Below are 12,884 nucleotides of genomic sequence, written 5' to 3'. Positions count from 1 at the left end.
CGTCATCTCCCGGTGATGCGCTGCAACTCCTGCGTCCAGTTCAGCACGACCGAGATGTCGACGAAGCCGTTCGGGTTCCTGACCGCGGGCTTCAACATGAGGAACCGTCCGTCGATCGGCGAGATGTCGTACGGCCTGCCGGATATTCCCCGCGGCGGCTTCTCCCAGTCGAACAGCTTCGTCACCCGGCCGAGCGTCAGGGACGGCGACAGCGTGACCGCGGCCGCCATCACCGCCCCGCCGGGATCCACGTAGTACAGCTCGCCGCTGTCCTTCGAACCCCATGCGGGAAAGCGCCCGCCGTCGATAGACACCTTCTCGCGCCGGCCGCTGGCATCCGGAAACGGGCGAAGGAAGATCTCCACCTGCCGGCCCGACTCCTGCGACTCGTAGGCGATCCACTTGCCGTCGGGCGACACCGCTCCGATCCACGTCCTGGCGCCGGTGTTCAGCAGCGGCTCCAGCCGCCCATGGCGCGTCAGGTGGAGAACGCTGAGGTCGCTGAAGTTCTTGACGGCGATCAGCCGCGTGCCGTCCGGCGTGACGGCGTTCGTCATCTGCGTGCCTGGAGCCGCGTACACCAGCGTCGCGGGTGCCGCGCCGTCCGCCGCCTGCGAGTAGAGGTTGAAGTTCCCGGTTCGATTCGACGCGAAGAAGATGCGGCTTCCGTCGGGACTCCAGACCGGCAACAGGTCCTCGGTCGGACCATCGGTCAATTTCGTGAGACTCCGCCGTTCGAGATTCCAGATCCAGACGTTCCGCGTCGCGCCGACGAGATCGACGGCGATGCGGGTGCCATCCGGTGAAATCCGCGGATTCGAGTACCTGTCCGGTGGCAGCGGGAGCGTTTCTTCCTTTCCCTGCCGATCGACCCATGACATCGCCCGCCGCAGGTCCGTCGACAGTTCCGGGCGGATCGCCACCAGCGTGCCGGTACCGGAGACGTCGTACGGAGCCGCGCCGTTGTCCGCCGCGGTGGCCATCTCGAGATCCGGCACTCTCGCCGGATTCCCCCGCAGCTGACGTCTCTCTGCGTCGAAGGCCACGGCGCTCAGCGCCTGACCAGTCGCGTAGATCAAGTGCCCGGTCGGAAGGTACTGCGCGTCCGTGCCGCCTCTGAGAATGATGGTGGTCTGGAGCGTGGCCAGATCGAGCAGCGCGATCTCCGCGGTATCGATCGACTCGACAGGGACGATGGTGAACAGCACGGCTCGACCGTCGGGCAGGAACCGGGGCCAGGCGTAGGCGCGTTCCTTCCTCCGTGGATCCGGCCTGGCGAGGAGCCTGGCGCCTCCGCCGTTCTCGGCGACCTGGTAGAGACCGACGGACGTGGCGTACACGATCGTGCCGTCGCGCCCCCAGGCTGCCCCGAACGGGCGCTCCGACATCGGCGCGATCGACACCGGCGCGCCGCCGCCGACCGCCACCTTCTTCAGTCCGGGTCCGTCCCCTGCGGTGGAGAAGAAACCGACCCAGTCGCCCGCCGGCGAGAAGAACGGATTCCATGCCTCGATATCGACGGTGCTGGCGTCCTTCCGATCGAGGCGGCGAATCCACAGCCGGCTGGCCGCGCTGTACGCGACCTGCATCCCGTCCGCCGAGATGGCCACCCGACGGACGCCGAACGGCAATGCGACCGGTGCATCGAGGGAGGGGATCGACAGGCGGATGAGGGGCGCGGCACCGCGCGGCGCAGCACGGTGCCCGGCCCACCAGCCGCCGAGTGCCGCCAGCGCGATCGTTCCGATGATGGCGGCGAGCTGCCACGGGCGGGAGCGCGCGGCGCGAGGCGCAGACCCCGCCCGATCGGAGCCGGACCTGAGCGCCGCGATGGCGTCATCGACCTCGAGCCTGGCATCGCCGATGTGCTTCAGACGGAGCCGCTGATCCTTCTCGAGACAGCGGCGAATCAAATGGCGCGCGATGACGGGGACATCGGAAGGCAAGGTCGAGTAGTCGGGGTCGGCGCCGACGACGCTCGCCAGCGTGTCGGTGGTCGTCGGCCGCCGGAACGGAGAGACGCCGGTCAGCATTTCGTAGAGCACGACGCCGAAGGACCAGATGTCCGACTGCCGGCCGGCGCGATCGCCTCTCGCCTGTTCGGGACTCATGTAGGCCGGCGTGCCGAGAACCACGCCCGGCAGCGTCGCCGGGATCGAGATCGTCGAGGCCGCCGTGGCTGCCGGACCGTCGACGGGATCGAACGCCTTCGCCAGGCCGAAGTCGAGGACCTTGACGACGCCGTCGGCGCGCACCTTCACGTTTGCGGGCTTGAGATCGCGGTGGACGATGCCCTGCTCGTGCGCCGCTTCGACGGCTTCGGCAATCTGCCTGGCGATGGCGAGCGCTTCTCCCGGAGGAATCGGTCCCTGCGCGAGACGATCCGCGAGCGTCGGCCCTTCGACCAGCTCCATCACGAGCGCCGGGCTCTCGTTCGGCGTCTCCAGACCGAAGACGTGCGCGATGTTCGAATGATTGAGGGCGGCGAGGATCTCCGCTTCGCGGCGGAACCGCGCCAGGCGATCGGGATCGAGCACGACGTGAGCCGGCAGCACCTTGATGGCCACCTGACGCTTCAGGGTCGTGTCCGTCGCGCGATAGACCTCGCCCATCCCGCCGGCACCCAGGGCGGAGACGATTTCGTAGGATCCGATCCGCGTCCCCGCGGGCAAAGGCACAGTGTCGGTCTCGAGCGCTGACGCGCGCGCACCATAGTAATCGACCGGGCCGGCGTCCGTCGCGGGATCCGCCGAGATGACCGTCGTTGACCGGCGGGGGAATCGCAAGTACGTTCGTGGCGGTGTCGAGGCCTGACTCGGGCGCGCATCACCCGCTTGCGCGGATGGAGCTGCTGGCGATCGCCGGCGCGACGCTCCTGCTGCACGCCGCCGCCGGTGCTCGCTACGGCTACTTCCGTGACGAGTTGTACTACCTCGCCTGCAGCGACCATCTCGCGCTCGGCTACGTCGACCACCCGCCGCTTTCGATCGCGGTGCTCCGGCTCGCGCGACTGGTCCTCGGCGACAGCCTCTGGGCGATCCGCCTGCCGGCCTGGCTCGCGGCGGCGGCGACCGTGTTCGTGACGGGACTGCTCGCGCGGCAGATTGGCGGCGCCAGGTTCGCGCAGATTCTCGCGGCACTCTGCGTTGTCGTCGGACCGGTCTACCTCGGCGTCGGGCATTTCTTCTCGATGAACGCCCTGGACCTGCTCTTCTGGTCCGTGTCCGCGCTGGCTTTCGTGCACGCGATCTCCTCGACGCGGCCGGCGTGGTGGGTCGCGCTCGGCGTGTTGCTGGGGCTCGGACTCCTGAACAAGATCAGCGTGCTCTGGCTCGGCGCCGGCATGGCGGCGGTGCTGCTCCTGACGGGCGCGCGCCGGCATCTGACGACGGCGGGGCCCTGGCTGACCGCGGCGATCGCCGGTGCGCTGTTCCTGCCGCACGTGGTCTGGCAGATCCAGCATGGATGGCCGACGCTCGAGTTCATCGAGAACGCAACCACCCGGAAGATGTCGCCGGTCGCCCCGCTGGAGTTCCTGGCGAACCAGATCGTGGTCCAGCACCCGATCACGCTCCCGGTGTGGACCGCGGGCCTGCTGCTGCTGTTTCGCCGCGGCGGCCAGCGTCTCGACGCTCGCGCGCTGGTGTGGCTGTTCGTTGTGCCGGCGGCGATCCTGCTGGTCTCGGGTACCGCGCGCGCGAACTACTTGAGCCCGGCGTTCCCGATGATCTTTGCCGCCGGCGCGGTCGCGATTGAACGCATGGTGCAGCGGCAATGGCTCCGCGCTGGGATGGTCGTCGCGATTGTCGCAGCCGGCGCCGTCACTGCGCCGGCAGGGCTGCCGGTGCTTCCCGTGGAGACGTTCATCCGGTATGCGGCGGCGCTGAGGCTTGCGCCGCGGGCCGAGGAGAAGACACGCGTCGGGCTGCTGCCGCAGCACTATGCGGACCAGTTCGGATGGCCGGAGCTGGCGCGCGAGGTGAGTGCCGTGTACGCCGGGCTCTCACCGGACGAGCGCGGACGTTGCGCGATCCTGGCCACGAACTACGGCCGCGCCGGCGCGATCGACTTCTTCGGACGCGAGCTCGGCCTGCCGCGCGCGATCAGCGGGCACAACAGCTACTACCTCTGGGGTCCACGCGACTACACCGGGGACGTGATGATCATCGTCGGCGGGTCGTATGAAGACCACGCGCCCGATTTCGAGCAGGTGGTCGAGATGCGTGCCGTGCGATGCCGCTATTGCATGCCGTACGAGGACGGCGTCCGCATCTTCGTCTGCCGGCGCCTCAAGATGCCGCTGCGCGACGCCTGGCGGTCGATCAAGGACTACATCTAGGGCCGCGGGTCTGCGCCTGTGCAAGGCGCGACACGCGCGCGACATTTTCCCCGTGCGCGGGGAAGAAGCCGCGCGCCGCGCGTGCGATCGCACGGCACGCGCCCATAACCCGTCGCCGCGGAGGCATCCTGCTTGCTCTGCTGACTCGTGCAAGCTTCCGAGGTGCAGCATGTCGCGACCGCGAACCCATCTGATCACCGTCCTGGCCGGCGCAGCGCTGCTCGAGGTCGCTGTTTCCACTGCGCACGCGCAACAACCTCTGTCGGGCCGGACCGGGCGCGAGGTGTTCGAGACGATCTGTGTGACCTGCCACGGACCCGACGGCCGCGGCGGCGTGAATCCCGCGCTCGAGCGCATCGTCAAGCCGCCGGACTTCACTGATTGCGCCTTCGCGGCCCGCGAGCCGGATCGAGGATTCCTGGCGGTCGCGCATCAGGGGGGCGCGGCGCGCGGCTTCTCGCCGCTGATGGCGCCGTGGGGCGGGACGTTCACCGAGCAGGAGCTGGCGCTCGCGATCGGCCACATCCGGACCTTCTGCAGCGATCAGCGGTGGCCCCGCGGCGAGCTGAACCTGCCGCGGCCCCTGGTGACGGCAAAGGCGTTTCCCGAAGACGAAGCGGTCGTCAGCGCGTCCGCCCAGTCGGGAAACGTGATCACGAAGGTCCACTACGAGCGGCGGTTCGGTCCGTTGAACCAGCTCGAGGTGATCGTCCCCATCTCGTCGGTCGACGCCGGGTCGGGCCGTTCATCCGGACTGGGCGACCTCGCCCTCGAGTACAAGCGCACGCTGGCCCACAGCCTGTCGCGCGGCAACATCGTCAGCCTCACCGGCGAAGTCGTGCTGCCCACCGGGAGCACCACGCGCGGACTCGGAAAGGGGTATCCGGTCTTCGAACCGTTCGCCACCTACGGGCAGCTCCTCCCGGCCAACAGCTTCATCCAGGTCCAGGCGGGATTCGCTCTGCCGCTGGAGCGCGAGCATGACGACGAGATCTTCTGGCGCGCGGCCATCGGCACGTCGCTGGAGGCGCCGCGCTTCGGCCGCGTCTGGTCTCCGATGCTCGAGGTGCTGGCCGCACGACCGCTCGTCTCGGGCGCGAAGATCGCGTGGGATGTGCTTCCCGGCGCGCAAGTCACGCTCAACGCGCGCCAGCACGTACGGCTGGCGGCAGGTCTGCGGCTGCCGGTGACGGATGCCGGGACCCGCAAGAAGAGCGTGATCGTCTACCTGCTGTGGGATTGGTACGAAGGAGGCTTCTTTCAGGGCTGGTAATTCCCCGGCGGGCGCCGACCGTGAGACGTCGCGATCAGCGCCCGCGTGTCGAGGATCTGGTAGTCACCCCACACCATGGGGAGAATGCTGAGAACGGCCGGAGCGAAGCATCCTTGCCCGACGTTCAAACGGGCTGCGAATCGATGCTGCTGTCCGTCGCCGTGCCGGCGCGGGGGCGCCGCACGACCAGCGACGCCAGGATGGCGGCGAGAAGCAGCGTCGCGATGATCGCCAGCGACCATTCGATCGGGAACTTCCCGCCGAAGGCGTCGTTCAGCCAGACCATCTTCAGCCCGACGAAAATCAGGACGAGCGCCAGTCCGTACTTCAGCAGGTGGAAGCGCTCGATCGCGCCGGCCAGGAGGAAGTACATCGCCCGCAGGCCGAGAATCGCGAATACGTTGGACGTGAACACGATGAACGGCTCGCGCGAGATCGCGAAGATCGCCGGCACGGAATCGACGGCGAAGATGACGTCGCTCATCTCCAGGAACACGAGCGCGACGAGCAGCGGCGTGGCCTGCAGGCGTCCGTCGTGCCGCACCAGGAAGCGCGCGCCGTGCAGCTCCCGGGTCACCGGGATCCAGCGCCGGAACAGCCGGATCACGGCGTTGCGGTCCGGGTCGACCTGCTGCTCGGGCGCGCGCAGCATCTTCAGCCCGGTCAGGACGAGGAACACGCCGAAGATCAGCACCACCGCGTGGTACTGCATCAGGACCGATCCGAGCGCAATGAAGACGCCGCGCAGGACCAGGGCGCCGAGAATGCCGTAGAACAGGACGCGATGCTGGTACTGCAGCGGGATGCGGAAGTAGGCGAACACCAGGACGAACACGAAGATGTTGTCGACGGCGAGAGACTTCTCCACCAGGAAGCCGGTGAGGAACTCCAGCCCGAGCCGTTCGCCCGCCTCCGGACCGAAGCGCCCCGCGGCATACGCGAACAGACCGTAGTTGAACGCCAGCGCCAGCGTGACCCAGACCGCGGACCAGGCGAGCGATTCGCGGAAGGTGACGGCATGGGCATGCCGGTGGAAGACACCGAGGTCCACGGCGAGCAAGACCAGGATGAAGGCGGTGAAGAGCCCGTACATCCACCAGTACTCGGCGAAGGGGAACAACACGTCCACGTCTGATGACTCCGTTCGGGAAAGCGCCGGGCGGGCGGCCGCGGACGCCCAGGACGGGCGGTTCACCGCGGCACTCCTCACGATACGGACCGGGCAACAGATAGACAAATAGATAGTTTCGTCGCTACTCTTAGGTTTAACCTATTGATAGATCCCGTCCATGGAATGGCTGAACTACCACCACCTGCTCTACTTCTGGACCGTCGTCCGCGAGGGCGGCGTCTCGAAAGCGGCGGAGAAGCTCCACCTCTCGCAGCCGACCATCAGCGCACAGATCCGCCAGCTGGAGGAGTCGCTCGGCGAACGGCTGCTGCAGCGGCAGGGGCGCACGCTGGTCCCCACCGATGTCGGACGCCTGGCCTACCGCTACGCCGACGAGATCTTCGGCATCGGCCGTGAGTTCGTCGAGACGCTTCGCGGGCGGCCGGCGGGGCGGCCGCTGCAGCTGACCGTCGGCGTCGCCGACGCGGTGCCGAAATTGATCGTGTACCGGCTGTTACGTCCGGCGGCTCGGGGCGAAGCGATGCATCTGGTCTGCCGTGAGGGGGAACCGGAACGTCTCCTCGCCGATCTTGCGGCACACGCGCTCGACGTCGTGATCACGGATGCGCCCGTGCCCGCTCACGTGCGGGTCAAGGCGTTCAATCACCTGCTCGGCGAATCCGGGACCGCGTTCTTCGCGCCGCCGCGGCTGGCAGCGACCCTGCGCCGGAGGTTTCCGGCGTCGCTGACCGGAGCGCCGATGCTCCTGCCGACGACCAATACGCCGCTGCGGCGGGCGCTGGACGCGTGGTTCGAGAAGCAGGGACTGCGGCCGCGCGTGGTGGGAGAGTTCGAGGACACCGCCCTCATGAAGGTCTTCGGGCAGGGCGCGCCGGCCGTGTTTCCAGCGCCCGCGGCCATCGCGCAGGACATCTGCCGCTTCTACGGCGTGCGCGTGATCGGGCACACGGACGCGGTGCGGGAACGCTATTACGCGATATCGGTCGAGCGCCGGCTGAAGCACCCGGGCGTGGTGGCGATCACGAGCGCCGCGCGCGAGGAGGTCTTCCAGTAGGCGGCGGCGGGCATCGCGCAGCCCGGCCGGCGCTGCGTAGTATCCTCAGGCCAACCAGGTGAGCCTCGCCAGCGGCACACGCATCAGCATCTACGAGATCCTTGGGCCGCTCGGCGCCGGCGGAATGGGAGAGGTGTATCGCGCGCGCGATACACGGCTCAACCGCGATGTGGCGCTGAAGGTCCTGCCGCACACGTTCGCCGCCGACATCAGCCGCGTCGCCCGCTTCCGCCGCGAAGCGCAGTTGCTCGCGACGCTGAATCATCCGAACATCGCGCAGATCTACGGATTCGAAGAGATCGGTCCGCCGTCGGATCCGGCCGTGCCCTCGGGGGCCATCGTGCTCGAGCTGGTCGATGGGCCGACGCTCGCGGACCGTCTCGCCGAAGGGCCGCTGCCGGTGGATGAAGCGATCGCCGTGGCGCGCCAGATCGCCGATGCGCTCGAATCCGCGCACGAGTGCGGCATCATCCATCGCGACCTCAAGCCCGCCAACGTCAAGGTGAAGGAGGAGGGCGCCGTCAAGGTGCTCGATTTCGGCCTCGGCAAGGCGTTCGATCCGGGCGCGACCGTTTCCTCCGGCGTCCTGAACTCTCCCACGATCAGCGTGCCGGCGACGCAGGCGGGCGTCCTGCTGGGCACCGCCGCGTACATGGCTCCCGAACAGGCGAAGGGGCGCGCCGTCGATCGCCGCGCGGACATCTGGGCCTTCGGCGTCGTGCTGTACGAGATGCTGTCCGGCCGTCGCCTCTTCGCCGGCGACGACGTGTCGGAGACGCTGGCTGCGGTGCTGCGTCAGCCGATCGACTGGAGCGCCCTGCCGGCCGCGACGCCGCCGGCGGTGCGGCATCTGCTGGCACGCTGCCTCGAACGTGACCCGCGAAAGCGCCTGCGCGACATCGGCGAGGCGCGAATTGCGCTCGAGGACCACTCGCTGAACCCCGCCGGCGGCCGCCAGGCGGAGCTTCCCGGCCGCGCCGTCGAACCGCATCGAGCGGTGTGGAAGCGCGCAATACCGCTGGTGGCGGTGGCGGTGATCGCCGGATCGGCCGGCGCTCTCGTCGTGCGCTATCGCGAACGCACGCCGCCTGCCCCGATCGTGCGGTTCGACTACGCACTGACCGGCGGGTTGACGCTCGCGCCGCTCGCGCGTCCGTTCCTGAACATCTCGCCCGATGGGACACAGATCGCGTACGTCTACGGAGCGAGTCGAAGGCTGTTCGTGCGGCGCATTTCCGAGCTCGATGCGCAGCCCGTGGCCGGCACCGAGGATCTCGGCGAGCTGTTCGCCCCGGCTTTCTCGCCGGATGGCCGCGCGCTGGCGTTCTGGTCGGGGGATGGAACGATCAAGCGCGTGCCGGTGGAAGGCGGCGCGGTGGTGACGCTCTGCCCGGCCGACAACCCGTACGGCCTCGCCTGGGACGAGAGCGGCGTCTACTTCGCCCAGGGAGACAAGGGATTCATCGCGCGCGTGCCGTCGAACGGCGGCAGGTCGGACGTCATCGCGCGAGCGAAACAAGGAGAGCTGGTGAGCGCCCCCGAGGTCCTGCCGGGCGCGAAATTCATCCTCTACTCGGTCACCGCGGGGACCTCCGGCGAATGGGACAAAGGGCGGATCGTCGTCCACTCGCTCGAATCGGGCGACGAGCGGGTCCTCGTCGAAGGCGCGTCGGATGCACGCTACGTCTCGACGGGGCACCTGTTGTACGCCAAGGCCGGTGTGCTGTTCGCCGCGCCGTTCGACGCCGCCAGCGCGCGGCTCGACGGAGCGGAGGTCCCGGTCCTGAGCGGAGTCCGCCGCGGAAGTCCCGGCATCGGGACCGCGCACTATGCGGTGTCACAGAGCGGGACGCTCGTGTACGTTCCCGGCCCTGCCTCCGCGACGGCGGCGATCGACTTCGGACTGTTCGATCGAGCCGGCAAGGTCACACCGCTGAAGCTGCCGCTCGGTGCATACGCGCACCCGCGCGTGTCGCCCGACGGCACCCAGCTCGCGTTCACCGTCGCCGCCGGCGGCGACGAATTCGTCGCGGTCTACGAGCTCGCAGGCACCAAAGCCATGCGGCGGCTGACACTCGGAGGCCGCAGCCGTTTCCCGGTGTGGGCGTCGAACGGCAGCCGGCTCGCGTACCAAAGCGATCGCGAGGGGGATACCTCGATCTTCTGGCAGGCGGCCGACGGCAGCGGCTCGCCGGAACGGCTGACCAAGGCCGGCCCCGGCGAATCGCATGCGCCGGAATCAGCGTCACCGACCACCGGCACGCTGCTCTTCAGCGTGCACCGCGACGGCGGCAACACCCTCTGGTCGTTATCGCTGCCGGACAAACGCGCGGAGCCGTTCGGGGGCGTGTCATCGACCGTTCCGATCAACGCGGTGTTTTCGCCGGACGGCCGATGGATCGCCTACCAGAGCGATCAAAGCGGCCGGACCACCGTCTACGTGCAGCCAGTGCCGCCGACGGGCGCCGTTTACCAGTACTTGCCGCGGCGGAACGACGTGCCGCACGAGCCGATGTGGTCGCCGCAGGGGACGGAGCTGTTCCTCAACCCGCGCGCCGGCGCCTTCGAGGTCGTCGCGGTGGCGACCGCGCCGAAGTTCGGGTTCGGCAATCCTGTCGATCTCCCGCGGCCGTTCCGGTTGATTCCGCCACAGGGACGGCGGTCCTACGACGTCGCGCCCGACGGGCGCATCGCCGCCGTCATCCTGCCGGAAGGCAGCGAGGAGGCGCCCTCGGCGCAGCGCCTTGCGGTGGTGCTGAACTGGCAGGAGGAGTTGAAGGCGAAGGTGCCGGTGCCGCGGCGCTGACGCGCCGACGACGATTCCTCCGGTGCGGCGGCTGTTACTTGAAGAATTCCGCGAAGCTCGCGTAATCGAAGAGGTCTTCCGGTTTGACCGTCTTGATCTCGCCCGAGGCAGGATGGGAAGCATGCGGCGCCGCCGACCGATGGCGCCGCCAGGCGGCGTCGCCGACCCGCTCGACCTGCCGGGCGATCCACAGCTCGTGCATGATTTCCCGGAGACGTTCGGGGCTGGCGTCGCGCGCCACCAGCCGGAGGTCCTGCAGCTGGTACGGACGATCCGGATCCATACGGCCCAGGACGATCCTGGCCGACTCGCTCAATGAAGGCATGTCATCTTCTATGACGGCAGGGCGGCCGCTTTGGCCTGCGGACGATGACCGCGGGTCGTCTTGACGTCAGTCTTACAAAATGTAAGACTGACGGTGTGTCGAGCCCGGCCGGACGCCTCCCGAGCCTCTCCGCGAAAGAAGGGGTGATCCTCGATCTGCTCGGCCGCTCGAAGGAGATGTACGGGCTGGAGCTGGTCGCCGCCTCGCGCGGCGGACTGAAGCGCGGAACGGTCTACGTGACGCTGGCGCGGATGGAAGAGAAAGGATTCATCGCTTCACGGCTGGACGATGAACCGCCGCCGTCCGGCGGTTTGCCGCGCCGCCTCTACACCGCAACTGCGTACGGACGTGAGCTGCAGGCGGCCCGCGTCGCGTTGCGCAACCGCCTGTTACCCAGGTTTGCGCGATGACGCCGGCTGCGGAGCGTATACGGGCGCTTGCCTCGCGCCTGTTCGCGGCGCAGACGATGGAACGCGTCGTCGATCCGATTCTGGCCGACCTGCACTGCGAGTACGCCGACGCACTCGCGCGCGGCCGGCGATGGCGCGCGCGACTGCATGCCGTGCGCGGCTGGTTCGCGCTGGCACGCGCGGTGATCTCTCTGGGACTGCGGGCCGTCTCGCACGCTCACATGGGCGGCGCGCAAGCCGACGCCGCCCGGACGTGCATCGTCACCGCGCTCGCAGCGGCCCTCTTCACGATTCCGTTGATCGTTCCACCTCTCCTGAGCTTTCCCTCGTGGCAGGCCGATCCGGCGTTTGGGGCGCGTCTCGCCCTGATCCTCGTCCCCCAGGCCCTGCCGCTGAGCATTCCAGCGGGGCTGTGTGTCGCCGTGTTGTGGGCGATGCGAGGGGAACGCGTCACGTGGCGCCGCGTGGGCACGGTGCTCGCGATCGGCCTGATCTTCACGATGGTCGTGTGGGTGGTGCTCGAGTGGATGATGCCGGACGCCAATCAGGCGTTCCGCGAGCTGATCGCCGCGCGCGTCGCCGGCGACGGGCGCACCCTCTCGATACCGCGAGGGCTCAACGAGCTTGGGCTCTCCCGGCTCGGTCGGCGAACGGATGCTGCGGCCGTCCGCCAATACCACGTGCTCTGGGCGCTCTGCTGCGCGTCGGTGCCGCTCGGTCTGGTGGCGTGCGGTCTGGCGCGCCACGTGCGTCGCGCCGGGCCCGCGGCGGCGCTTGCGGTAGGCCTCGCGATGTTCTACTTCGCGGTTCACTGGGCGTGGGCGGTCATCGCCTCCGGATCGACGCTGCCGATTGCGGTGGGAGCGTGGATGCCGAACATGACGTTCTTCCTGATGGCCTGTGTCCTGCTGGCCCGGGCGGCGCGGTCGAGGAACTCAGGCCGCGTTGACGCAGCTTCGCCGCTCGCGTGATACCATCCGCGCTTCGAAACGCCCTCATTCATGTCCGGGGAGACGGTGATGAACGCAGAACAGGCCAAGCTGCTGGTGGAGTACTTCGCGAATCTCTGGCAAGGGGAGCTGCCCGCCACGACCAAGGTGCTCCGGAACGTGCCCGTCGATGGGCGCGATTACCGGCCGGACGAGAAATCCCGCACCGCGTGGGAGCTGGCCACGCATCTCGCCCTCGGCGACGTGTGGTTCATCCAGAGCATCATCGACGGCGGCTTCAAGTTCGACCCGGAGGCGGAGAAGGCCCAGGCGGCGCGGTTCAGGAACGGGGAGGATCTCGCGGCGTTCTACCAGCGGGAAGTGCCGGCAAGACTCAACGAACTGCGCGCGCTTCCCGCCGAGCGCCTGACCAGGGTCGTGGATTTCTTCGGCATGATGCAGCAGCCGAACGTGACCTATCTCGGCTTCGCGAACAACCACTCCATCCACCACCGCGGGCAGCTGACATCGTACCTGCGGGCGTGCGGGTCGAAGGTACCGGCGATCTACGGCGCCAGCGCAGATGAACCGCTGCCGGCGTCTGCGGGATCGTAGC

The 12,884-nt window shown here is 68.6% G+C and carries 10 protein-coding genes; 7 read left to right on the top strand and 3 right to left on the bottom strand.

The window, feature by feature from the left end:
• Positions 1-2 precede the first annotated feature (2 nt).
• Positions 3-2,678 (bottom strand): protein kinase, encoded by a 2,676-nt coding sequence (locus tag VFK57_15385; protein HET7697094.1) that lies wholly within the window; start codon positions 2,676-2,678, stop codon positions 3-5.
• A gap of 122 nt (positions 2,679-2,800) precedes the next feature.
• Here VFK57_15385 and VFK57_15380 point away from each other — a divergent pair, with 122 nt between their 5' ends.
• Together VFK57_15380 and VFK57_15375 are read left to right on the top strand one after the other, a co-directional pair.
• Positions 2,801-4,339, top strand: a complete 1,539-nt coding sequence (locus VFK57_15380; GenBank protein ID HET7697093.1) for a glycosyltransferase family 39 protein — start codon at positions 2,801-2,803, stop codon at positions 4,337-4,339.
• Between the two features lie 169 nt (positions 4,340-4,508).
• The gene (locus tag VFK57_15375) at positions 4,509-5,612 is read left to right on the top strand and encodes a cytochrome c (protein HET7697092.1); all 1,104 of its coding nucleotides are present in this window, start codon (positions 4,509-4,511) and stop codon (positions 5,610-5,612) included.
• A 124-nt stretch (positions 5,613-5,736) separates the two neighbouring features.
• On the opposite strand, the gene VFK57_15370 is transcribed toward VFK57_15375, so the two are convergent.
• Positions 5,737-6,807 (bottom strand): TerC family protein, encoded by a 1,071-nt coding sequence (locus tag VFK57_15370; protein ID HET7697091.1) that lies wholly within the window; start codon positions 6,805-6,807, stop codon positions 5,737-5,739.
• Positions 6,808-6,901: 94 nt separating this feature from the next.
• On the opposite strand from VFK57_15370, the gene nhaR reads away from it, so the two are divergent.
• Entirely contained in the window at positions 6,902-7,798 is an 897-nt protein-coding gene (gene nhaR / locus VFK57_15365; GenBank protein HET7697090.1) for a transcriptional activator NhaR, read from the top strand.
• Positions 7,799-7,856: 58 nt separating this feature from the next.
• A complete protein-coding gene (locus tag VFK57_15360) occupies positions 7,857-10,604 on the top strand; it encodes a protein kinase (GenBank protein ID HET7697089.1) in 2,748 nt (915 codons plus the stop codon).
• A gap of 34 nt (positions 10,605-10,638) precedes the next feature.
• Here VFK57_15360 and VFK57_15355 read toward each other — a convergent pair whose 3' ends face one another.
• A complete protein-coding gene (locus VFK57_15355) occupies positions 10,639-10,929 on the bottom strand; it encodes a hypothetical protein (protein HET7697088.1) in 291 nt (96 codons plus the stop codon).
• 95 nt (positions 10,930-11,024) lie between these two features.
• On the opposite strand from VFK57_15355, the gene VFK57_15350 reads away from it, so the two are divergent.
• From VFK57_15350 to VFK57_15340, 3 genes are read left to right on the top strand one after another with little or no spacing between them, the layout of a single operon-like run.
• A complete protein-coding gene (locus tag VFK57_15350) occupies positions 11,025-11,339 on the top strand; it encodes a helix-turn-helix transcriptional regulator (GenBank protein ID HET7697087.1) in 315 nt (104 codons plus the stop codon).
• Positions 11,336-12,310: an LptF/LptG family permease gene (locus tag VFK57_15345; protein ID HET7697086.1), complete on the top strand. Its 975-nt coding sequence runs from the start codon at positions 11,336-11,338 to the stop codon at positions 12,308-12,310. Before VFK57_15350 ends, VFK57_15345 begins: the two co-directional genes overlap by 4 nt.
• Before the next feature lie 48 nt (positions 12,311-12,358).
• Positions 12,359-12,883 (top strand): DinB family protein, encoded by a 525-nt coding sequence (locus tag VFK57_15340; GenBank protein ID HET7697085.1) that lies wholly within the window; start codon positions 12,359-12,361, stop codon positions 12,881-12,883.
• Position 12,884: the final 1 nt, after the last annotated feature.

It is taken from the genome of Vicinamibacterales bacterium (assembly GCA_035699745.1).
In the GTDB taxonomy this organism is placed as follows: Bacteria; Acidobacteriota; Vicinamibacteria; order Vicinamibacterales; family 2-12-FULL-66-21; genus JAICSD01.
Note: the sequence above shows the minus strand (reverse complement) of the source record. Positions and strands in the feature narration are given on the sequence as shown.